Origin of the sequence: Nocardia sp. NBC_01327, assembly GCF_035958815.1 — a bacterium.
In the GTDB taxonomy this organism is placed as follows: Bacteria; Actinomycetota; Actinomycetes; order Mycobacteriales; family Mycobacteriaceae; genus Nocardia.
Window position 1 is genome coordinate 5845696 of the sequence record NZ_CP108383.1, and the last position, 21990, is coordinate 5867685.

Sequence of the window (21990 nt, forward strand, 5' to 3'; positions counted from 1 at the left end):
CTCGCGAAGGGATGGAACGATGCGGAACGCGATTCGTTTTCTGTTTGCCGCAACAACACTCGCGGCAGCAGCCGTGTTCGGCTCCGGAGCCGCAGGGGCGGTGCTGACAGCACCCGATATCCCGGCGGTGCAGGCGATTTCGCCGGGGCCCGGTGAAGTGGTGGGCATAGCCGCACCGGTCAGGGTGCAGTTCGCCGCACCGGTCGCCGATCGCGCTCGCGCCGAACAGGCGGTGGGCGTACGCGCCGAAACCAGTTTGGCCGGGCACTTCTCCTGGGTAGACGACCGTCAGTTGACCTGGACTCCGGCCGCTTACCTGCCCACCTCAGCACCTATCACGGTGTCGGTGGGTCGCCTGCACACCCAATTCGATACGAACGGCGGCACGTCGGCCGATGCGGATATGTCGGCGCACACCTTCACGGTGTCCATCGGCGGCGTCGTGGTGCGAACCATGCCGGCCTCCATGGGCAAACCCGGCCGTGAGACTCCCGTCGGCACGTTCCCGGTCATGTCCCGCGAACGCACGGTGACCTTCGATTCGCGGACCATCGGCATTCCGCTGAGCGATCCGGAGGGCTATCTGATGACCGGCGAATTCGCCGAGCGCCTCACCTCGGGCGGCGTGTATGTGCACTCGGCGCCGTGGTCGGTTGACTCACAAGGCAATTCGAATGTCAGCCACGGCTGCATCAATCTGGCTCCGGCGGATGCGGAGTGGTACTACGACAATGTCGCGATCGGTGATCCGGTGACGACGCACTGGTGAGCACGACGCACCGGTAGAACAGAAAATCGGGGGCCTTCGGGCCCCCGACTTCTGTGTTCAGCGAATTGTGAGACTCAGCGCGCGGATTCGGCCGCCTGCACCACATGGCGCATGAGCAGCGCGGTGGTGACGGGGCCGACGCCGCCGGGCACGGGGCTCAGGGCCGAGGCCTTACCCGTCACGGATTCGGCATTCACATCACCGGTGATATTGCCGTTCTCGTCCTCATTGGTGCCCACATCGATCACGACGGCGCCTTCGCGCACGTGCTCGCCGGTGATCAGTCCGGCGCGGCCCACCGCGGCGACCACAACATCGGCGGCCGAGGTCACCGACGGCAGATCGGTGGTGCGGGAGTGCGCGACCGTCACGGTGGCGTTCTCGGCCAGCAGCAGCTGAGCCAGCGGTTTGCCGACCACATTGGAGCGGCCCACGACCGCGACCAGGCGACCGGCGAGCGGAATCGCGTGGAACTTGGCCAGCTCCACCACGGCCTCGGAGGTGGCGGGCGGGAAGCCCGGAAGGCCGGAGGCGAGCAGACCGAGTGAGAGCGGGCTGACGCCGTCGACATCCTTGGCCGCGGCGATGGACAGGCTCACATCGTCGAGTCCGACACCCTTGGGCAGCGGGGTCTGCAGCATGATCGCGTCCACCGACGGGTCGGCCGACAGTTCGGCAAGCTTGACGCGAATCTGCTCGGCGGTAGCATCGATGCCGAGATCGACGTTCTCGCAAGTGATTCCATTGCGCTCCGCAGCGCGATTGAGCGACTTCACGTACCAGATGCTGGCCGGATCGTCATTGGCGATCACCAGCGCCAGGCGCGGCGCGGCGCCCTGCTCCGCGAGCGCGGCGGCCCGTGCCTTGGTGTCGGCATTGATGGCAGCGGCGAGTTCCTTGCCGATAAGCGAAGTCGTGTCCACGGATTCACACCTTATCCCGACGGCCGCGCCGCACCGCGCGCACCGCAGGCCGGGCTCGCGCGCGTGTGTTCCCCGACACATCGGTGTCCAAACCTTATAAATCGCTATGGCAAATACCCGAAGAAAGCTCTGGTCAGCCGTATCGTGTCAGCATTCGGTACCGAGCCATTAGTCAGCAACAGGCATAGATATCCAGCAAGCATGTGTGACCCTCTCCGAAAGGTCGACAGCAGTGCAGATCGCCAGGCGTTTACCAACACTCCTCGTGGCGGCCGCGGCCGCCCTGACGCTCTACGGACCGGCCGTCGCGCACGCCGACGCCGGCGCGCTCTACAACTCGGCGCAGGACAACTTCACCGACGGCAACGAGGGCGGCGGCCTCGCCGACCTGCGGAATCTGCTCGCCGAATCCCCCGATGACGCGCAGGCGCTGTCCCTGCAGGCCATCTGGTCGGACTACACCGGTGATCTGGTCACCCGGGAGGTGGCGCTCAACCGCCTCAACGGCCTGAATCCGCAGTTGGCCGACGGCACCCGGAATGTGTTCCGGGCCATCGGGTCCGCGGTCGGCACCCTGCCCAATCCGATTCCGGCCATTGCCGGACCGGCCACCGGTATCGCGGTGCTCGGCTACGGTCTGCTGCCAGACGGCACGATGCGCCCCGAACTGGTGAACCGGCTGCAGGCGGCCTGGTTGCAGGCGATCGCCTCGCCCATGTCACCGATTCTGGTGACCGGCGGCAATCCGCAGAACGGCATCACCGAGGCGGCGGCCATGCAGGGCTGGCTGATCGGCCATGGCATTCCGGCCAACCGGATCGTGGCCGACCATCGTGCCGGATCCACCGTGCAGAACGCGCTCTTCGGGACCGATATGCTGCGCAAGGCGGGCGCGACCAGCGCGATCGTGGTCACCTCGCCCAATCACATTCGCCGTGCGGTCGCGGATTTCATCGTGGCGGGCATCCCGGTTGTCGGCGCCACCACCTCGCTCGAGCAGCTGGTTTCCTCGCTGGCGCCGCCGGCTCGCGCCAGTCAGCGCGGCATCTATCTCGACGCCACGCGCACCCTGCTGCTGCCCACCTCGCGTTAACCGCTCCGCGACGCTTCCTACCGCCCGTTCCGACCCGCATGGCATGTGCGCAGGTCGGGGCGGGCACAATGGCGCAGTGAGTTCTCCCGATACCGATACCCTCGTCGCGGCACTCCGGACGGCCGGTTGTGTCTTCGCGGAGGAGGAAGCCGAACTGCTGGTCGCCACTGCCACCGATGCCGGGCAGCTGGAATCGCTTGTGGGGCAGCGCATTGCGGGCGTCCCGCTGGAACATCTCCTGGGGTGGGCGGAGTTTCGCGGACTACGGGTCGCGGTGACGCCCGAGGTGTTCGTTCCCCGGCAGCGTACCGGCTTCCTGGTCGAGCAGGCCGTCTCGCTCGCGCGTGAGGTCAGCACAGCGTCCGAGTCGTCGATCATCGCGATCGATATGTGCTGCGGCAGCGGTGCACTCGGGATGGCGTTCGCGACCGAGCTTGCGGCGGAAGGTATTCGAGTGGAACTCACGGCCTCCGATATCGAACCGGCCGCCGTCGCCTGCGCCCGGCGCAATCTCGCAGCGCTGGGCGCGCGGGTACTCGAGGGTGATCTCTTCGATCCGGTGCCCGCCGAATTGGCTGGGCGCGTGCGGATTCTGCTCGCCAATACCCCGTATGTGCCGTCCGCCGAGATCGCGAATATGCCGCCGGAGGCGCGTGATCACGAACCGCGGGTGACCTTGGACGGAGGCGCGGACGGCCTCGATGTACTGCGCCGGATCGCCGCCGTGGCCGCACACTGGCTCGCGCCGGGCGGGCATCTGCTGGTGGAGGAGAGCGAATTGCAGGCGCCGCACGCCGCGGCCGTCATGCACGAGCACGGGCTGATCGCGCGCATTGCCGAGGACGAGGACATCGGCGCGACAGTGGTCATCGGCACCCGTCCCCTGGCAGCGGGCGTGGCCGGATGAGCATTCGCGGCATTCTCTTCGACGTCGACGACACCCTCATCGACTACGCGGCCACCGCGCGCATCGGCCTGCTCGGGCATCTGCGCGCCGAGGACCAGCTCTGGCTGTTCGAATCACCGGATGAGGCAGTCGCGCTCTGGCGCAGCCTGGAGGAAGAGCACTACCCGCGCTTCCTGGCCGGCGAGCTCACCTTCAAGGGCCAGCAGCTGGTGCGCACCGAACTGTTCCTGGCCCATATCGGCATCAAGGTCGCCGATCCGTCCGCCTGGTTCGCCGACTATGCCGCCCGCCGCGACGTCGCCTGGATCACCTTCCCCGATGTCCCGCCGACGCTGCGCGCCCTGGCCGGTCAGGTGGCCCTGGGCATCGTCTCCAATTCCTCACTGGCACACCAGCAGGACAAACTCCGCTCGGTGGGCCTGCTCGACCACTTCGGTGACGCGGTCCTGTGCTCCGCCGAATTCGGCACGGCCAAACCGGATCCCGCCATCTTCCTCGCGGGTTGCAAAATGCTGGAGCTGCCCCCGGACGAGGTCGCCTATGTCGGCGACCGCTTCGACACCGACGGCCTCGGCGCCCGCAATGCCGGACTGCGCGCCTACTGGCTCGACCGCACCGCCCGGGGCGTGGCCCACCGGGAAGGCGTCACCATCATCCCGTCCCTCGTGGAGTTGAGCGCGACAACGTTCGCCTCCGGACTCGACTCCCTCTGACAGCTGCCGGTGCGTGCCTAGAGTCGTCTGATGATCGACATACCGGAGTCCTTCGCGTTCACCAAAGAATTCAGCGAAGGCGAACGCGGGCGCACCTGGATCGCGGCCCTGCCGGGGCTGGTAGCGGACCTGCTGCAGCACTGGTCCTGCACGCCCGATGGTCCGGTCATGCACGGTCAGGTCGGGATCGTGGTGCCGGTGCGGCATCGCGATCTGCCGCCCGCGGTCATCAAGGTCTCGTTCCCGCACCCGGGCAATGTCCACGAGCCGGATGCTTTTGCCGCCTGGAACGGCCGCGGTGCGGCACAGCTTTTCGAGCGCTGTGACGACCGTTTCGCCATGCTGCTGGAGCGGGCGCACTACCGGACCTTGGCCTCGGTCACCGACCACGAGGAGGCCCTCGGCATCCAGGGCCGGCTGTCGCACCGCCTGAGCATCGAAGCGCCGCCGGGACTTCCGAGGCTGTCCGATCGCAGGGGCGAGTGGGAGGACGAAATGCTCGCCGCCGCGGCAGCTTTCGACCATCCCCTGCCGGCCCATGTCCTGGACGCCGCGCTGGCCACCTTGCGCGAACTCGGACCGGATCAGCCGAACACCCTGATCCACGGCGATCTGCACGACGCCAATATCCTGGCCTCCGAGCGTGAACCCTGGCTGGCGATCGATCCCAAAGGGTACGTCGGCGATCCGGCCCACAATGCCCTCAATGTCATCCGCAGCCCGCGCTTCGCCGCCCTGCTCGGCAGCCCGAACCTGAAGCCCGAGGTGCTGCGCCTGCTCGGCATCTATTGCGACGCAGCCCAACTCGACCCGGTTCACACCCGTCGCTGGACCCAGGCCAGGACAGTCCGAGAAGCCCTGCTGGGACGCAGGCAGGGCGATCCCACCTGGCTGATCCACGCCACCGATCAGCTCGCCGAAGCCCTCACGTAGGACCCTGAGAACTTCAGGACCATCAGCAAAGCTAATGAATGTATCTTTGCTAGGTGAGTGTGGTGGCTGACCTGTGACCGGTCTGCGAGCCGAGGATGCGCCGGTCATCAAGGGTGATCGGTACAAATGGGTGGCACTGTCCAACACCACCCTGGGCATGCTGATGGCCACGCTGGACGCGTCGATCGTGATCATCGCGATGCCCGCGATATTCCGGGGTGTCGGGCTGGATCCGCTGACTCCCGGCAATATCAGTTATCTGCTGTGGATGATCATGGGTTATCTGCTGGTCACGGCGGTGCTCGTGGTGGCGTTCGGGCGGCTCGGCGATATGTTCGGCCGGGTTCGGATGTACAACCTGGGGTTCGCCATTTTCTCGGCGGCCTCGCTCGCGCTGTCACTCGATCCGATGACCGGCAGCTCCGGTGCGCTGTGGCTGATCTGCTGGCGACTGGTGCAGGCTGTCGGCGGCGCGATGCTGATGGCCAATTCGGCGGCCATTCTCACCGATGCCTTTCCCGACGAACAGCGCGGAATGGCGTTGGGCGTCAACCAGATCGCGGCGCTGGGCGGGCAGTTTCTGGGGCTGGTGCTCGGGGGCGTGCTCGCGGCCATCGACTGGCGGGCCGTGTTCTGGATCAATGTGCCCATCGGCGTGATCGGCACCATATGGTCCTACCGCAGCCTCCGGGAAACCGGTGTCAGCAGGCGAAGCCGGATGGATTGGTCCGGAACCCTCACCTTCACCGTGGGTTTGGCCGCGATCCTGGCCGGGATCACCTATGGCATTCAGCCCTACGGCGGGCACACCATGGGGTGGAGCAGTCCGCTCGTGCTCGCCGCGATTCTCGGCGGCGTCGCGCTGCTCGGGCTGTTCTGCCTCATCGAAATGCGGGTGACCGCACCGATGTTCGACCTCGCGCTGTTCCGCATTCGCACCTTCGCGGCGGGCAACTGCGCCGCCCTGCTGACCGCCATGGCACGCGGCGGACTGCAGTTCATGCTGATCATCTGGCTGCAGGGTATCTGGCTGCCGCTGCACGGCTACGACTATGCCGACACCCCGCTGTGGGCCGGCATCTACATGCTGCCGCTGACCGCGGGCTTCATGCTGGCCGGTCCGCTCTCCGGCCTGCTGTCCGACCGTTTCGGCACCCGCCCCTTCGCCACCGGCGGATTGCTGGTGATGGCGCTGTCGTTTGCCGGATTACTGCTGCTGCCGGTGAATTTCGACTACCCGGTGTTCGCGGCGCTGATTCTGCTCAACGGCATCGGCCAGGGCGTGTTCTCCTCGCCCAATACCTCCTCCATCATGAGCAGCGTGCCGCCCGCCCGGCGCGGCGTCGCCTCCGGCATGCGCGCGACATTCCAGAACTCCGGCATGTCGCTGTCGATCGGAATCTTCTTCTCGCTCATGATCACCGGCCTGGCCGCGCGCCTGCCGCAGTCGCTGGCGGGCGGCCTGCAACAGCAGGGCGTTCCCGCCGACGTGGCCACCCACCTCAGCCAATTGCCGCCGGTGGCAACGCTGTTCGCCGCGTTCCTGGGCTACAACCCGCTGGGCCACCTCCTGGCCCCCAGTGGCGTCCTGAACACCATTCCCGCCGACCACGCCCAAAAGCTGACCAGCACCACGTATTTCCCAGAGCTGGTCGCCGGCCCGCTGCACCACGGACTGATCATCGTGTTCTCCGTCGCGACGGCCATGACGCTGGTGGCCGCGATTGCCACCATGCTGCGCCCCAACGACCCGGGCAAAGTCCGCGCCCCTATTAACGAGGGCTGAGTTCGCCGGCGTCCGGCCTGTCAGATCAACTGGTCTCCAGCGACTTCCGGATTTCGGTCGCGATGTCGAGCTGGGCGCGGGCGGCGGCCAGACCGGCCGTGGTGTCGGCGGCGGTGCGCTGGGTGGCGGCCGAGATGTATTGGGCTACACCGGATTCGATGGATGCAACGGCATCGGTGGCCAATTTCAGTTGATCGGCGGCGGCCGCGGGCGGGAGGGCGGCCATGGCTACCAGGCGGTCGTCCCAGGACAGGGCGGCCTGTTCGAGTTCGGCGCGCAGGACGAGGGTGGTGCCGTCGTCGAGGGCGTCGGCGGTGCGCAGGGCGGTCATGGCATCGCGCAGGCGGCGGTGCAGGCGCGGCGCCGGGTCGTGGGAGCCCGCCCAGGAGGCGGGGGCCCGGGTGGGGGTGCCCGGGACCACCTGATTCGCGGCGCCCACCGCCTGCTTCTGACGTTTCGAGAGCAGCGCTATGCCGCCGCCGATCGCTACGACAAGCACGATCAGAAGTACGAGCACCCACACCATCGCTACACCCTCATCCGCTAATTGTGGTGTCCGGGCGCCGTATTCGGCGGCCGGGGCACCGTGGTCCGGCTGGTGGCCGTGTGATGGCCGTGCAGTCCGTTGTACACCAGGATGATCGCCACGATGGCGACGAGCACCGCCACGATCAAGGCAATGATCTTGATCTTGCTCCAGGGGCGGTCGCCGGAAACCTCGCCGGTGAGGCCGTTGATGTACACCTGGTACGGCTTGTCCATATAGACGACGGTCAGCAGCCAGATCGGCAGCAGCAGATGCTTGTAGGCCAGCCAGTTCCACGAGGTATTGGACTCGTGGACGATCTGGCGGTCGCCGCCGATCGCGGCGTGCACCGAACTCTCGATCGCCTGCTCCATGCGCTGCTGCGCCTCGGGCAGCGACTGTTCCGCGTCATTGTCGTAGGTGCGGCACAGGTGACCCGCGACGAATTCCGGTGAGTACGAACGGGCTTCCTCGACCGGCCAGGGCTCCAGCGCGCGAATGCGCGAGCGGTTCAGGTTCTCGTTGGCGAGCACCGGGAGATCCGCGAACTGATTGCTCACCTCACCGGAGGCCGGAAACCAGCGGGTACGCGTCTCGTAGATCGGATCGCCGTCTTCATCGGTGCCGGTCCGCACCTGATAGTCCTCGCCGCGCTCACCCTGGTACCAGGTGTCGGTATCGGCGTCGTAGGTGAAGTACGCGGTGTAGAGGCTCGAGAATGCGCCGATCCGCCGGTACTTGCGGAACTTCGACGGTGCGAACCACCGTCCGGAGACCCACTTCTCGACCAGATCCCGCGCCTGCTTCTCACCGACGTGGAAGGGCAGCAGCCCGTCCACCGGGAGCCGGGCGGGCGCATTGTGCACATCGTCGCGCTGGATGGGCGTCGCGCAGTAGGGGCAGCGGGTGGCGGTGAGCGTGCCGTTGAAACCGGTTGTCCCACCACAGTTCTGACACTTCACCTCCCACTCTCCCGTGACCTGCGGCCCGGCCTGACCGGCCTGGATCTGCCGCAGCTCCGCGATGGCCGATCCGAGCTCGCGCGCCTGCACCGGAGTGTTCGGCACGGTGATGGCCGAGCGATTACCGCAGTTGGGGCACAGCAGATCCTGTCCCACCGGATCGAACCCCAGCTGCCCACCGCACGACGAACACGGATAGGTGCGCGTCTGCTCGGTGGTGTGCAGCATGGCGCGATCGGGAACCGGCGGCGGCACCGGCGCTGCCGGAGCAGCCTCCGGAGGCGCAGGCACCGGGGCCGTGAATACCGGCTGCGCGTACCCCGCCTGCGGCGCGTATCCCGATTGCGGCGGAAGTGGCGGCGGCGCAGCGGCTCGAGGTTGCCCGGCCGGAAGTGGCGGCGGGCCGGAAGACGGCGCACCGGCCGGGGGCAGTGGCGGCGGGGCGGCGGGCACCGGCGGAGTCCACGGCCGCGGCTCCGAGGTCGGGAGCGGCGGCGGGGCGGCCGATCCCCGAGGGGGAAGCGGTGGGGGTGCGGCCGGGTACGGCGGCTGGTTGTCGTTCACTGGAGCTCACTCGAGGTGACGGAAGCGACGGTTACACCGTTGCTGCGGAGAGACTTTCAGGTGCGCCGACGATACCGGCGTGGTGACGTATTCGCCGCCCACGCGGGCATGTCTCGCCGGCGCACCCGCCGGTCTCGTGGATGGTGTTCGCGCGCGGCGCTAGTGCGGCGGCAGCGGCGGCGGGGTGCCCGGTAGCGGCGGCGGCGCGGCGAAGAGCGTCTGCAGCGCCGGGACGGTGGAGGCGGCAACCCAGCCCGCCATGCCCTCGGCCCACACATTGGTATCGCGGGTGAGCTGTCCGGCCGAAACATACTGGCGCAGTTGCTCGATCGGGAACGGCCCGGCCGCCTGCCCGCCATTGTCGAAGTGGAAGACCTGCTGACCCGGCAGCGGCGGCGGCGCGGCCTGCTGCGGCGCGGCGGCCTGCTGCGGCGCGGGCTGGGCGAATCCGCCCTGCATCTGCCCGGCCATCTGCCCGCCCAGCACCATTCCCATTCCGGCCTGCATGGCGGCACCCATTCCCCCGCCGGGGTTCTGGGCGGCGGCGAGCATGGCGTCGGCGGCCTGCATCTGCTGATACCGATTGAGGTCGACATTGTTCATGAACCCGCCGGCCTCGACACCGCGGGCGACACCGCGCGTCATGGCCTGCTGGATCTCCTCGGGCAGCGAGATCGACAGCGTGACCTGATCGACGCCGATGCCGAATCCGGACAGCCGCTGCGCCACGAATTCGCCCAGCTTGCCGGACAATTCGACCTGACGGCCCTGCAGATCGATGGCCCCGAGCCCGCTCGCGAGCACCATATCGGAGAAGGCCAGCGCCATATTGTTGCGCAGCGTCTCGCTCAGCACATCGGCGTCGACCTCGGCATTGGTGCCGATCATCTGCCGCAGGAACACCTCGACATCGGTGACCTTGACCATGGCGGTGCCATTGGCGCGGATCTGCACCATCCGGAAGTCGGGATCGCGCACGGTGACGGGCTGCGGTGTCCCCCAGCGCATATCGGTGACCGGGCGGGTATTGATGAAGTACACCTCGGACCGGAACGGCGAATTGAAGCCGTACCGCCACCCCTGCAGGGTGGACATGATCGGCATGTTCTCGGTGGTGAGCGTGTAGTGCCCGGGCCCGTACTGATCGGCCAGCTGCCCCCGGTAGACGAAGACCGCGCGCTGGCCCTCCCGGACGATGAGTTCCGCACCGTTCTTGATCTCGTTGTCGTAGCGCGGGAATCGCCACGCCAAGGTGGTGCGGGTGTCGTCGAGCCACTCGATGATGTCGACGAATTCGCCCCGGATCATGTCCATCAGGCCCATGAAGTCTCCTGTTCCTCCCTTCGGGCACAGCGCCCGCCCTGCGCGAGTATCGCACAGGCGTGTAAACGCTCGTGTCCCACGCGAACTGCTATCGCACGCAGGTACCCCCGGTGTTATCGCACTCTGCTGACCAGCGGGTTCGGCCCGGAAATGACGACCTCCGCCGGACAGGACAATGGCCCGCGGGGGGAGCATCTCCCCGCGGGCCATCGCTCGAAAAGCTACTTGCGGCCGGTGAACTCGTCCATGGAGTGATAGACGCCGACGCTGTTGAGGTAGAAGTCGCGCACCTTCAGCGGCAGCAGTCCGGAGATGGCGCGGTTGAGCCGCGAGGTCCAGGGCAGCACCACCAGCGCCGCACCCTTCTTCATCTCCTCCCAGGAGGTGTTCACGACCTCCTCCTGCTCCAGGATGGGGGTGAACAGGAAGCCCTTGGCGCCGTCGAACATTCCGGTATTGATGTAGGTCGGGCAGACCGTGGTGAACTTGACGTGCTCGTTGCCGGACTGCTCCAGCTCCAGCCGCACCGAGTCCGACCAGCCCAGCGCCGCCCACTTCGAGGCCGCGTACACGCTCATGCGCGGATTCGCGACCAGCGCCGCCGAGGAGGCGATGTTCAGCACCCGCGCCTCGCCGGAGTTCTTCACCATGGCCGGCAGGAACTCCAGCGTGATGTACATGGGCGCAAGGGAATTGATGGCCATGGTCTTGTCGATATCGGCCTTGTTCTCGGTCTCCCAGAAGTAGCCGTTGCCGCGCACGATGCCCGCATTGTTGATCAGCACATCGATATCGCCGACCTGCTCGCGCACCGCCGCGCCGTGCTCGGCAATGGCATCACGGTCGGAGACGTCGACCACATAGTGGTGAATGCTGCTGCTGCCCAACGCCGCAAGCTCGGCGGCCGTCTCCTTCAGCGCCTGCTCATTGATATCCCAGAGCACCACGTGGGCGGCCTGTTCGCGCACCGCTCGCTCCGCGAACGATTTGCCCAGGCCCATAGCGGCGCCCGTGACGAGGACCTTCTTGCCCGCTACGTTCTTCATACCCTGCTGCTCCCCTGTATCGATTGTCCGCGAATCACTTCTGCCGCAATGACTTCATGACGCCCAGGTAGACCGTCATGGTCTTGGCCCACAGCTGCTCCGACATACCGGGCAGCGGGGCGATGGGCAGCATGCGCTGCACCGCGATGGTCTGGGTGTCGACGTACTTGAGCAGGCCCTCCGGACCGTGCCGGCGACCGGTGCCGGAGATGCCGAGCCCGCCGGACGGTGCGGCCACCGAACCCCAGGCGGCGATGAAGCCCTCGTTGACGTTCACCGAACCGGCATTGACGCGGGCGGCGATCTCGCGTCCGCGGTCCGTATTCCGGCTCCACACACTCGCATTGAGGCCGTAGGCGGTGTCATTGGCCTGGGTCACGGCCTCGTCATCGCTGGCGACGCGGTACACCGAGACGACCGGGCCGAAGGTTTCCTCACGGAAGACCGTCATCCCCTCGCGCACATCCGCGAGAACCGTCGGCTCGTAGAAGTACGGGCCCAGTTCGGGGCGCGCCTTACCGCCCGCGAGCACGGTCGCGCCCTTGGCGACGGCATCGTCGACATGCTTACTGACAGTGTCGATCTGGCGCGGGAAGGTCAGCGAACCGATCTCGTAGTCGAAGTCGAGGGTCTTGCCGAGCGTGAGCTTCTTGGTATTGGCCACGAATTCGGTGACGAACTGGTCATACACCTTGTCGTGCACATAGATTCGCTCGATCGATTCGCACAGCTGCCCAGCCGAGGCGAAGCACGCGCGCACCGCGATCTTGGCGGCGGCGGAGACGTCGGCGTCCTCCAGCACGAGCAGCGGGTTCTTACCGCCCAGTTCGAGGGAGTAGCCGATGAGCCGCTCACCCGCCTGCTGCGCGATGGTGCGGCCGGTGGCGCTGGAACCGGTGTAGTCGACGTAATCGGCGCGAGCGATGACCTCGGGGCCGAGCTTGGCGCCGCGGCCGAGGACGGCCTGCCACAGGCCCTTCGGCAGTCCCGCGCGCTCGGCGATATCGATGGCCCACAGCAGCGTCAGCGCGGTCTGATTGTCGGGGCGGCCGATGACGGCATTGCCCGCGAGCAGTGCGGGCAGCGCATCCGAGGCGCCCAGTGCGAGCGGATAGTTCCACGGCGAGATCACGGCCACCACGCCCTTGGGCCGGTTGCGAACCTCGACCTGGGTCAGCAGCGGCATGACGCCGCGCGGCTTGCGGTGCGCGAGAATGCGTTTGCCCTCGGCGGCGTAGAAGCGGGTATTGACCGCGACATCGGAGACCTCGTCGAACGCGTGCACGCGCGACTTGCCGGTCTCGATCTGCACGATATCGAGAATGGTGTCCTGCTCGGCGAGCACCAGATCGTGAATGCGGCGCAGCAGTGCGGCGCGCTCCCCGACCGGCACCTTCGCCCACGTCTGCTGGGCGCTGCGCGCGGTGGCGAAGGCGGTCTCCACATCGGCGACCGAGGACTGCGGCAGATCGACGATCTTGCGGCCGGTGGCCGGGGCGAAGACCTCGACCGACGGCGCGCTGCCCGCGACCGCATGGCCGAGCAGTCGCTGTACCAGGTCGAACGGCAGTGCATCGGCGGCGGCGAGCTGCGGGGCAGTCGACATTGGTCGCCCTCTCGAGGAGTCGGACGCGGGCTGGCCCGCTATTTACTGAACACCGATGTTAGGTGAACACTAGTGTTAGATTAATAGGCGTGACGCACCTCATGTCAAGCCGTACGCGCGGTGGCCGCCCATGACAACGGCCTCCACGGCGGCCCGTCGCGGCCGCCCGCCGCAGACGGCGCAGCAGGCCGATCAGGTGCGCGCGCGAATCGTCCTGGCCACCGCCGACGTCTTCGCCGAACACGGTTCGCGCGGGCTCAGCGTCGCCCGCATCATCGATGCGGCCGGGCTGGCCCGGCCGACCTTCTACCGCTACTTCGCCAATGCCGTCGAACCCCTGCACGCGGTCCTGACCCTCTCCAACGACGATCTGGTCGGCGGCATTCGCGCCGCGCTCGATCGCACCGAAGAGCCGGTTCAACTGGGCATCAATATGATCGAGGCCTATCTCTACTGGGCGAGTGGCCACGGCCCGATGCTCTCCCCGCTCTTCGCGGAATTGCACGATCCCGGCTCGCCCGTCTCGTCCTATCGGGAGCGAGCCCTGGACGATATTCGCGAACTCGTTCGCACCAAGTTCGTCGAGCTGAGCCGACCGGTACCGGCTCCCCTGGATCTGGATACCGCCCTGCAAACCTGCGAATTCGTGGTCTACCGGATTTCCGCGGGCGGCGAACCCGGTCCCGAGACCATCGCGGCGGCCCGCCTCACCATGATTCGCAGCGTCCTGGTCACCCTCGGACGCCGCGAAGACGTCGAATACGCCCTGACAATTCCCGGGCTCTTCGCCGCCGACAGCTAGCGCAACCCGCTCACCAGCTAATTTCGCGCGCGGAGCAAATCGCGGCGTTCGCCTGCCGGACCGGCCAGGTTCCCGGCGCCGTGCCCGAATTGCACCTACCGTGGTTTATGCGAACTTTCGTTCACCTGCTGCTTTTCGCCTGTGCCATTGTCATTGCGGTCGGCACATTCGGTCCGCTGCTCGGCACGGTCGAGGCCCGGCATGTCCGGCTGTCGGATCTGCGGAACGGCTTCGGTTCCGGGCAGACCATCGATCAGGCCGGCAATCAATCCGTGTCGCTGGTGGTATCGCTGGCCATCGTGCTGCTCGGCGTCGCGGCCGTTGTGCTGCTGGCCGCGCTCTTCGGTTCCCGGGTGCTGGGTTGGCTGGGCGTACTGGCCGGGCTGGCGAGCCTGGGCGTGCTCACCTGGCGGCTCGACGAGCAGTTCGATCATGAGCTGCGCACGGACTACCGCACTCTGCTGAACGGCAGTTGGGGTCTGTACCTGGTCGGCGGCGGGCTCGTCGTGGCCCTGCTCTGCCTGCTGGCTCCACGCGAGCGGGTTGTTCGCGCCATTCCGCGCAGCTAGGAGCCGCAGTAGAGGATGGTCCGCTACGGAGCGCTCGATATGCGATCAGGTTTGCTCGCGCGCTCGAAGCGCATGGCCGGATCGGTGACCTTGCCGTAGCGGAGTTTCGGGAGGTCGCGCAGGTAGTTCATATGCAGTTTCCAGGGGGCGCGGTCGCCCTGCTTGGGGAGGCGATCGAGGGCGCGCAGGACATAGCCGGGCTCGAAATCCAGGAACGGGGCGGTGCCGACCGACGGGTCGCGGATGGGGGTGGCCTTGGCGTAGTCGTGTGTGTCCATGTGACGGAGCAGGCGAACCACGTACTCGCACACCAGATCTGCCTTGAGGGTCCAGGAGGCGTTGGTGTAGCCGATGATGAAGGCGAAATTGGGGACGTCGGAGAGCATCATGGCCTTGTACGCCATGGCATTCGGCAGTTCGACGGGTTCGCCATCCACCGTCAGGGCGATATCGCCGAAGGCGACGAGGTTCAAACCCGTTGCGGTGATGATGATATCGGCCTCGAGGTCGCGGCCCGATTCCAGATGCAGGCCGGTCTCGGTGAAGGTCTCTATCCGATCGGTGACCATCTCCAGCGTGTCGTGCCGGATGGCCCGGAACAGATCGCCGTTGGGCACCAGGCACAGTCGCTGATCCCACGGGTCGTAGGTCGGAGTGAAATGCGTGTCGATGTCGTAACCCTGTGGGAGCCAACGCTCTTGCAGACCGTGGATCCAGGCGCGCATACGCTTCGGATACCGCTGCGAGATCTGGTACATGGCGGTGCTGAAGCCGACGTTCTTGGCTCGCGCCAAACCGTAAGCCGCACGGGCGGGCAGGATGCGGCGCAGGCGATCGGCAATGGCATCCCGTGCGGGCATGGAGATGATGTACGACGGTGAGCGCTGCAGCATGACCACGTGCGCGCCCTGTTCGGCCAGCGCCGGGCCGAGAGTCACCGCGGTCGCGCCGGAGCCGATGATGACAACCTTCTTGCCCGCCACCTCCAACTGCTGCGGCCAGTGCTGCGGATGCACGATGGGCCCGCGAAAGCGCTGCATCCCGGCGAAATCCGGGGTGTAGCCCTCGTCGTAGCGGTAGTAGCCGGAACAGCTGAACAGGAAGTTCGCGGTCATGGTCACCGATTCGCCGTCATGGTCCGCGGTCACCGTCCACCGCGCGTCCACCGACGACCATTCGGCGCTCACCACTCGATGCCGGTACCGAATGTGCTTGTCGATCCCGCCCTCGGCGGCGGTGTCCCGCACATACTCGAGTATCGAACCGCCATCGGCAATGGCCTTATCCCCCAGCCACGGCCGAAACCGATAGCCGAGGGTGTACATATCCGAATCGGACCGAATCCCCGGATAGCGGAACAGATCCCACGTCCCCCCGATCGCCTCCCGCATCTCCAGAATCGCATACGTGCGCCCCGGAAACGCCCGCTGCACGTGATAGGCCGCCCCCACCCCGGAGAGCCCGGCCCCCACAATAAGCACATCGACATGCCCAGCCGCACCGCTCATCGACACTCCTTCGATTCGCCCCCACCCAGCGTATCCAGCGCACACCCACCGCAGGCCCGAAGCGACCTACGACCGCGAGAAGAATTCGGCGACAACCCCGGCCACGAGCGGTCAGGCGCGGAGGCCGCTGGCTCGGAGGACTCGGCGGCCGATGGCGGCGCGGATGGATTCTTCGGTGCCGAGGACTCGGACGTGGCGGCGGGCGCGGGTTATGGCTGTGTAGAGGAGTTCTCGGGTGAGGAGGGTGGATTCGGGGCCGGGGAGGACTACGGAGACGGTGTCGTACTGGCTGCCCTGGCTGCGGTGGATGGTCATGGCGTAGACGGTGGTGACGCCGGGGAACTGGGTGGGGTGCACCAGGTAGGGCTCGGTGCCGCGTTGCAGGGCGGCGCGCAGGGTGCCGTCGGGGGCGCGGACGATGACGCCGGTGTCGCCGTTGTAGATGCGGGCCTCGTGATCGTTGGCGGTGACCAGCAGGGGCTGGCCCGGATACCAGTGTCCGGGGCCGGGATCGGTGCTGATGCCGGCGGCGACCACCCAGCTCGCGGCCAGGCGGTCCCAGCGTTCGACACCGTAGGGGCCCTGGCGGTGTGCGCAGAGCAGGCGGTGCGATTCGAGGGCCGTGAGCGCGGCGGTGGCATCACCGGCCTCGGCCGCGTCCGTGGCGGCCCGCGCCGCCCGCAGCACATCCGCGCGCACCTCCGCCGTGTCGTCCGGACCGTGCAGCGTCAGTTCGGTCCCACCGGCGACGAGCAGTTCCCAGGCGGTATCCGCATCACCGGCGCGCACCGCCACCGCGAGTTCGGCAATGCGACCGCCGAAGCGGCGGCCCCGGGTGAGGCGAACGATGCCGCCGCGCAGTCGTTCCCGCTCGCGGACCGACAGCGCATCAGGATGGCCTGCGGTATCCCGCAATTCGCCGCCGAGGATCTTGTCCAGGGCCGGATTCGCCTGGCCCGCAATCGGTCCGGCGACGAGGTCGGCGAGCACCGCACCGGCGTCGACGGAGGCGAGCTGATCCGGGTCGCCCACCAGTACCAGGCGGGCATCGGGGCGGACCGCGGGCAGCAGCCGGCTCATCATGGTCAGGGACACCATGGAGGTTTCGTCCACCACGATGACGTCGTAGGGCAGCCGGTTGAACTCGTGGTGCTTGAACCGGCTCGCGCCACCGCGCTGCCAGCCCAGCAGACGGTGCAGCGTGGCGGCGGTAAGCTCGGGCAGTCCGATGTCACCGGCCTGCTCGCGCACCGACTCCTGCAGTCGCGCAGCGGCTTTGCCGGTGGGTGCGGCCAATGCGATGCGCAGCGCGGGCGCACCCGGCATCGCCTGCTGATGCGCCACCAGCAGCGCCAGCACGCGCGCGATGGTGTGGGTCTTGCCGGTGCCCGGCCCGCCCGCCACCACGGTGGTCCACTGCGTCGCCGCCAGCGCGACCGCGAGCCGCTGCCGATCCGGCGGCTCCCCCGGCCCGCCCTCACCGGGAAACAGCCGATCCAGCTCGCGCCGAACCAGTTCCGCGTCCACCATGGGCTGGGTGGTGGAACGCTCGGTGAGCGCCTGCCGGATGGTCTCCTCCTGCCGGTAGTACCGATCCAGGTAGAGCAGCGGACCGGCGTCCGATCCGGGCGGGTCGATCAATCGCAAGGGCCGCAGCGGCCCGGCAGGACTCCCGCACACCAGCGGACTCTTGCGCAGCGCCGCGATCACCTCGTCCACATCCGGCCACGGCAGCGTCGCCGGATCGATCGAGGACTCCTCGGCCCCTTCAGCATCCACGCCGATCTCGTGCATCCGCCGCACTTCCAGGCATACCGACCCCGACCGCACCGCACGCACGGCCAGCGCGGTCGCGAACAGCACCGCCCCCGAATTCTCCTGCCCCAACCGACCGAGCCGATACGCCACATGCAGATCCGCCGCCGACAACACCCCGGCCGCATTGAACGTCTGCAACAGCCCGGTCCCCCGCTGCGCCAACTGAATCGACGTCATCGCGCTATCTCCCGTCGGCTGTCCGCCGAGTTCCGAACGGACTCTTTCGCACCCGCCCACAACAGATCAGCGGTGGCAGATTCACAGACCGTCACAGCTAGGTCCGGGCTGCGCCCACTATCGGTGCGATTCAACGGTCTGCCTCCGGGTTCGTCAGTTCGCCTGCGAGCAGGAGGGACAGGTCCTCGACGAGGGCGGGGGGCGGCTTCCAGTCGAAGACGCCGCAGCCGTCCGGGGTGTCGGGGCCGATCATGCCTCGGACGAAGAGGTAGCGGATGCCGCCGAGGTGCTGGGCGGGGTTGTAGTCGGGGAGGCGCCAGCGCAGGTAGCGGTGCAGGGCTGCGGAATACAGGATCGCCTGGAGCGGGTAGTGGGAGCGCATCATTTCGGCGGCCATGCGCTCGTGGGTGTAGTGGGCGACGGTGAGGTCGCCTTGGCCGAGGCGGTTGGTCTTGTAGTCGACCACGACGAAAGACGTTCCGGGGGTGCGCAATACGGCGTCGATACTGCCGGTGAGGTAGCCGCGCAGCGGGGTGTCCTCGAGGTGCGCGAGTTGGTCGGCGTAGGGGGCGAAGACATCGTCGGCGGGGAGATGGCGGCGCAGCAGTTCGGCAATGCGGCGCACCGTCACCCGGGTCGGGGTGGGATTGTCGCCACCGGCGAGGGGCAATTCGAAATCGAGTTCGCTGAGCCGGTCGCGGGCGGAAATCTGTGCCAGGGAACCGAATCCGATCGGGGTGTGCATGACCGCGAGCAGTGCGTCGGCGAGCACCTCCGGATCGGCGTCGAACATCTGCTCGGCGACGGCATGCCGGCAGCGGGCCCGCATCTCGGCGGGCAGATCGGCGGCGTCGGTATCGACGTACTCCAGGATTTCGTGCACGAGCGTGCCGAATTCCGCACCGTAGGGCAGTGTATTCATGAGAGACGGTGCGGCCGTGGCGAATACGTCGACGGTGTCCTCGAGCACGCTCGGGGTCTCGGGCTCGTCGCTGACCCCGCCACCGTCGGGCTGATCTCCGGCGGGCATGGCATCGTGCGCACCGGCGGTCAGCGCCGAGTACGAGGTACGCCGCCATTCCTGATCCAGCGTGCGGTCGAAATGCGCGACGGCCAGCGCTTCGGGCAGCGATGCCGCATGGTCGCGCCGCAGCCGGGCCCGCCTGATCTCGTGCACCGGCTCGACGGCGATCACACCGGGTTCGGCAGTCGACGCCCATTCCGAAATGCGTTTGAGCACCACCGAATCAGCGGGCACCGCGACCTTGTCCGCCACGGCCGGACTGCCGGGCTCACGGCCCAGGATCATCCGGTGCAGCGGCGCGGTCTGCGTATCGAAGGCGGGCGCCCACCAGGCCACCACCTGCGCGCCCGCGCGGGTGAGCGCCACGTACAGCAGGCGCAGCTCCTCGGCGGCCTCCTCGGCCTCGGCACGCGGCTTGCGGGTGCCGTAACCGGAAGCGTCCGGGCCACCCACATCGAGGACGCGGCGGCCCTGCTCATCGTGGAAGAGCAGGGTCGGCGGATTGCGCAGCTTCGCGGCGTCCCAGGCGAAAGGCAGGTAGACGACCGGGAATTCGAGACCCTTACTGGCATGCACGGTGGCGAGCTGCACGGCCGCGGCATCGCGGTCCAGCCTGCGGCTGCGATCGGCGACGCTGCCGGAGGCGGGATCGCGCACCCGATCACCCAGCCAGCGGGTCAGCGCGCTCAGACCCAAACCCTCACGCAGCGCGGCATCATCGAGCAGTTGGGCGATGTGGCGCAGGTCGGTGAGCTGCCGCTCCCCGCCCTCCAGGGCGAGCAGTCGCGGCGCCAGCCGGGTTTCGGCGCTCATCTTCTCGAAGACGGCGGCGAATCCGGCACGGGCGAAAAGCCGTGCCGAGTCCCGTAATTCGGCGCTCAGGCGTCCGACGAGATCCGCTCCGCCGGAATCGATCTCGTCGGCGGCGATCCCGAGCAGCGCGGTACCGGCTGCCAGGCGCACCCGATCGGCGCGGTGCGGTTGCTCCAAAGCGTGCAGCACCCACAGCCATTCGGTGGCCGACGGTGTACCGAAGACGCTCGCACCGCCCGCCAGCACCGAGGCCACCCCGGCCAGTTCCAGTTCCTTGCGCACCAGGTCGAGCTGATTGCGATTGCGCACCAGGATCGCGATATCGCCGGGCCCGAGCGGCCTTTCGCCCGCGGTCCCGGCCTCGATACGCGTCCCCGATTCCAGCAGGCGCACGATATCCGCGGCGACATCGGTGGCAATGCGCTCCCGCTGCCGCCCGACGGTCGGATAGCCGGAGCGGTTCAGCGGTCCCGCACCGGTGCGCGGAAGACACCGCAGCCGGAAGGGCGTCACCGATTCGGGAGTTCCGGACAGCCGCGTGTAGGGGCGGGTCGCGGCCACCGCGTGCACGGTGATTTCCTTGTGCCCCAGCGCCGCACCGCCGTGCAGGTGTTCCAGCGCGGTGAGCAGTCCGGCATCACTGCGCCGATTGGTGGTGAGCTCACGCCGGGAGTCGGCGTGCGCCACCGCATCCAGATAACTGAGCACCTCCGCACCGCGGAAGGCGTAGATCGCCTGCTTGGGATCGCCGACCAGGACCAGTGTGGTGTGCCCGTGGAACGCGCGCCGCAGAATGTCCCACTGCAGTGGATCGGTGTCCTGGAATTCATCGACCAGCGCCACCTGGAACCGGTCCCGAATGCGCCGACAGGCGCGCGGCCCGTGCTCCGGATCGGCCAGCACCTCGTGCAGCAGCACCAGCAGATCGTCGAAATCCCGCAGACCCGAAAGCTGTTTGCGCCGAGCGGTTTCCGCGCGCGCCGCCTTCGCGAACGACACCCGCTCCCCCGCCGGATCGTCCTCGGACTCGGCCTCCGGAACCAGCATGGCGGCCCCGTCCCCCACCGCCGCGGCGGCCAATCGCTGCGCATCGGCGGGACTGAACGGCGGGATGTCCCGCGCGTACCGGCTCAGATACAGATCATCGGCGACGGTGGACACCACCTCATCGACGTTCTCCACCAACCGCACGCCCGGGTCCTGCTCCCCCGCGAGTCCCAGCTCGTCCAGCATGCGCTGACAGAAACTGTGTGTGGTCGCGATGGTCCCGGCATCGAAATCCGACAGCGCCGCCAGCAACCGCTCCCGCCGCGCCGCCACCTCCCCCGGATTCGCCTGCGCCAGATGCCGAATCAGCTCATCACCCTGCGCCTGCGCCCGCTCCGGATCGGCCAGCGCCGCCGCCACCGAGACGAACCGATCCCGCGTCCGCTCCCGCAACTCCTGCGTGGCCGCCCGGCTGAACGTCACCAGCAGCAACTGCGAGATATCCACCCCGGCCTCGGCCACGAACCGCACGGCCAGCCCGACGATGGCATACGTCTTCCCCGTCCCCGCACTCGCCTCCAGCACCGTCGTCCCCACCGGCAACGGCCCGGTCAGCTGGAATCCGTCGCCCGTATCGCCGTCCACGGCATCGGTATTCGAACTCGCCGAGCCTTCGGCCGCTCCGGACAATTCCGCTGCTGCCCAGAGTCCCTCACCCATCGATCGAGGCAGGTCCGCACCGGAATCCACACCGCCTGCGGCCGGCACCGGATCCACGAACCCGGGCAGATCGCGCGCGGCAGCTCCGAACAGATCGGGTGCGTCCTCGGCGTTTTCCCGCGCCGGGCCGGTCATCTCACCCGCCCGACCACTGCCTTCCCGCAACCCCGCCGCATCGCCGTGCGGGTCCGGATTCCCTTGTCCGCTCCGCGCGTTCACCCCGCCTGTCTCGTCCCGCGGCGACCGCTCGGAGGCCCCGCCGCCCTCGGGCGTGACGTCCCCGACCAGGCTGAAGAGATCGGCGCCGTCGTCGCCCGCCGGTGTGCGGCCGGGGCGCGAATCACCGCCCGCCGCACCGCTACTGCGGCGGGTGGTGGGGCGGACGTCGAAGTCGGTGTCGGCGATCGAGAACAGGTCGTCG

Annotated in this window: 17 protein-coding genes; 8 read left to right on the forward strand and 9 right to left on the reverse strand. The window is 67.8% G+C overall.

All coding sequences use genetic code 11. The annotated features are described in order from the left end of the window. The first annotated feature begins 19 nt into the window (after positions 1–19). Positions 20–769: a L,D-transpeptidase gene (locus OG326_RS27000; RefSeq protein ID WP_327139922.1), complete on the forward strand. Its 750-nt coding sequence runs from the start codon at positions 20–22 to the stop codon at positions 767–769. Positions 770–843: 74 nt separating this feature from the next. Here OG326_RS27000 and OG326_RS27005 read toward each other — a convergent pair whose 3' ends face one another. Next, a complete protein-coding gene (locus tag OG326_RS27005) occupies positions 844–1692 on the reverse strand; it encodes a bifunctional 5,10-methylenetetrahydrofolate dehydrogenase/5,10-methenyltetrahydrofolate cyclohydrolase (RefSeq protein WP_327139923.1) in 849 nt (282 codons plus the stop codon). Between the two features lie 232 nt (positions 1693–1924). On the opposite strand from OG326_RS27005, the gene OG326_RS27010 reads away from it, so the two are divergent. The 5 genes from OG326_RS27010 (at position 1925) to OG326_RS27030 (ending at position 7124) form a co-directional block, all read left to right on the forward strand. After that, entirely contained in the window at positions 1925–2785 is an 861-nt protein-coding gene (locus OG326_RS27010) for a YdcF family protein (protein WP_327139924.1), read from the forward strand. Between the two features lie 43 nt (positions 2786–2828). Next, on the forward strand, positions 2829–3692 hold the full coding sequence (locus OG326_RS27015; protein WP_442790832.1) for a putative protein N(5)-glutamine methyltransferase: 864 nt from the start codon (positions 2829–2831) through the stop codon (positions 3690–3692). Beyond that, complete coding sequence (locus tag OG326_RS27020; protein WP_327139926.1) at positions 3689–4405, forward strand: HAD family hydrolase; 717 nt, start codon at positions 3689–3691, stop codon at positions 4403–4405. Before OG326_RS27015 ends, OG326_RS27020 begins: the two co-directional genes overlap by 4 nt. 30 nt (positions 4406–4435) lie before the next feature. Next, complete coding sequence (locus OG326_RS27025; protein WP_327139927.1) at positions 4436–5338, forward strand: aminoglycoside phosphotransferase family protein; 903 nt, start codon at positions 4436–4438, stop codon at positions 5336–5338. A gap of 82 nt (positions 5339–5420) precedes the next feature. Then, the gene (locus OG326_RS27030; protein WP_442791055.1) at positions 5421–7124 is read left to right on the forward strand and encodes an MFS transporter; all 1704 of its coding nucleotides are present in this window, start codon (positions 5421–5423) and stop codon (positions 7122–7124) included. Between the two features lie 25 nt (positions 7125–7149). On the opposite strand, the gene OG326_RS27035 is transcribed toward OG326_RS27030, so the two are convergent. The 5 genes from OG326_RS27035 to OG326_RS27055 all read right to left on the reverse strand — a co-directional run bounded on the left by OG326_RS27035 (position 7150) and on the right by OG326_RS27055 (position 13151). After that, positions 7150–7650, reverse strand: coding sequence for a hypothetical protein (locus OG326_RS27035; protein WP_327139929.1), 501 nt, complete (start codon positions 7648–7650; stop codon positions 7150–7152). Between the two features lie 17 nt (positions 7651–7667). Next, a complete protein-coding gene (locus OG326_RS27040; protein ID WP_327139930.1) occupies positions 7668–9176 on the reverse strand; it encodes a hypothetical protein in 1509 nt (502 codons plus the stop codon). Between the two features lie 159 nt (positions 9177–9335). Further along, positions 9336–10499 carry an SPFH domain-containing protein gene (locus OG326_RS27045; protein WP_327139931.1) on the reverse strand — a complete coding sequence of 388 codons (1164 nt, stop codon included), beginning with the start codon at positions 10497–10499 and terminating at the stop codon, positions 9336–9338. 221 nt (positions 10500–10720) lie between these two features. Further along, positions 10721–11545, reverse strand: a complete 825-nt coding sequence (locus OG326_RS27050; RefSeq protein WP_327139932.1) for an SDR family NAD(P)-dependent oxidoreductase — start codon at positions 11543–11545, stop codon at positions 10721–10723. Positions 11546–11579: 34 nt separating this feature from the next. Next, positions 11580–13151 carry a succinic semialdehyde dehydrogenase gene (locus tag OG326_RS27055; protein ID WP_327139933.1) on the reverse strand — a complete coding sequence of 524 codons (1572 nt, stop codon included), beginning with the start codon at positions 13149–13151 and terminating at the stop codon, positions 11580–11582. Between the two features lie 130 nt (positions 13152–13281). Between OG326_RS27055 and OG326_RS27060 the strand changes: the two genes are divergently transcribed. After that, on the forward strand, positions 13282–13953 hold the full coding sequence (locus OG326_RS27060; protein ID WP_327139934.1) for a TetR/AcrR family transcriptional regulator: 672 nt from the start codon (positions 13282–13284) through the stop codon (positions 13951–13953). Positions 13954–14060: 107 nt separating this feature from the next. Further along, positions 14061–14522 (forward strand): hypothetical protein, encoded by a 462-nt coding sequence (locus tag OG326_RS27065; RefSeq protein WP_327139935.1) that lies wholly within the window; start codon positions 14061–14063, stop codon positions 14520–14522. 23 nt (positions 14523–14545) lie between these two features. On the opposite strand, the gene OG326_RS27070 is transcribed toward OG326_RS27065, so the two are convergent. The 3 genes from OG326_RS27070 to OG326_RS27080 form a co-directional block, all read right to left on the reverse strand. After that, positions 14546–16030, reverse strand: a complete 1485-nt coding sequence (locus OG326_RS27070) for a flavin-containing monooxygenase (RefSeq protein ID WP_327139936.1) — start codon at positions 16028–16030, stop codon at positions 14546–14548. Positions 16031–16141: 111 nt separating this feature from the next. Further along, complete coding sequence (recD, locus tag OG326_RS27075; RefSeq protein WP_327139937.1) at positions 16142–18025, reverse strand: exodeoxyribonuclease V subunit alpha; 1884 nt, start codon at positions 18023–18025, stop codon at positions 16142–16144. 130 nt (positions 18026–18155) lie between these two features. Continuing rightward, a complete protein-coding gene (locus OG326_RS27080; RefSeq protein WP_442791056.1) occupies positions 18156–21569 on the reverse strand; it encodes a UvrD-helicase domain-containing protein in 3414 nt (1137 codons plus the stop codon). Positions 21570–21990 lie beyond the last annotated feature (421 nt).

What these genes read in the sequence shown, in the direction of transcription:
- OG326_RS27050 (WP_327139932.1), bottom strand. Translation starts at nt 11,545, where the DNA reads ATGAAGAACGTAGCGGGCAAGAAGGTCCTCGTCACGGGCGCCGCTATG.
- OG326_RS27055 (WP_327139933.1), bottom strand. Translation starts at nt 13,151, where the DNA reads ATGTCGACTGCCCCGCAGCTCGCCGCCGCCGATGCACTGCCGTTCGAC.
- OG326_RS27035 (WP_327139929.1), bottom strand. Translation starts at nt 7,650, where the DNA reads ATGGTGTGGGTGCTCGTACTTCTGATCGTGCTTGTCGTAGCGATCGGC.
- OG326_RS27045 (WP_327139931.1), bottom strand. Translation starts at nt 10,499, where the DNA reads ATGGGCCTGATGGACATGATCCGGGGCGAATTCGTCGACATCATCGAG.
- recD (WP_327139937.1), bottom strand. Translation starts at nt 18,025, where the DNA reads ATGACGTCGATTCAGTTGGCGCAGCGGGGGACCGGGCTGTTGCAGACG.
- OG326_RS27025 (WP_327139927.1), top strand. Translation starts at nt 4,436, where the DNA reads ATGATCGACATACCGGAGTCCTTCGCGTTCACCAAAGAATTCAGCGAA.
- OG326_RS27000 (WP_327139922.1), top strand. Translation starts at nt 20, where the DNA reads ATGCGGAACGCGATTCGTTTTCTGTTTGCCGCAACAACACTCGCGGCA.
- OG326_RS27065 (WP_327139935.1), top strand. Translation starts at nt 14,061, where the DNA reads ATGCGAACTTTCGTTCACCTGCTGCTTTTCGCCTGTGCCATTGTCATT.
- OG326_RS27020 (WP_327139926.1), top strand. Translation starts at nt 3,689, where the DNA reads ATGAGCATTCGCGGCATTCTCTTCGACGTCGACGACACCCTCATCGAC.
- OG326_RS27070 (WP_327139936.1), bottom strand. Translation starts at nt 16,030, where the DNA reads ATGAGCGGTGCGGCTGGGCATGTCGATGTGCTTATTGTGGGGGCCGGG.
- OG326_RS27060 (WP_327139934.1), top strand. Translation starts at nt 13,282, where the DNA reads ATGACAACGGCCTCCACGGCGGCCCGTCGCGGCCGCCCGCCGCAGACG.
- OG326_RS27015 (WP_442790832.1), top strand. Translation starts at nt 2,829, where the DNA reads ATGTGCGCAGGTCGGGGCGGGCACAATGGCGCAGTGAGTTCTCCCGAT.
- OG326_RS27080 (WP_442791056.1), bottom strand. Translation starts at nt 21,569, where the DNA reads ATGGGTGAGGGACTCTGGGCAGCAGCGGAATTGTCCGGAGCGGCCGAA.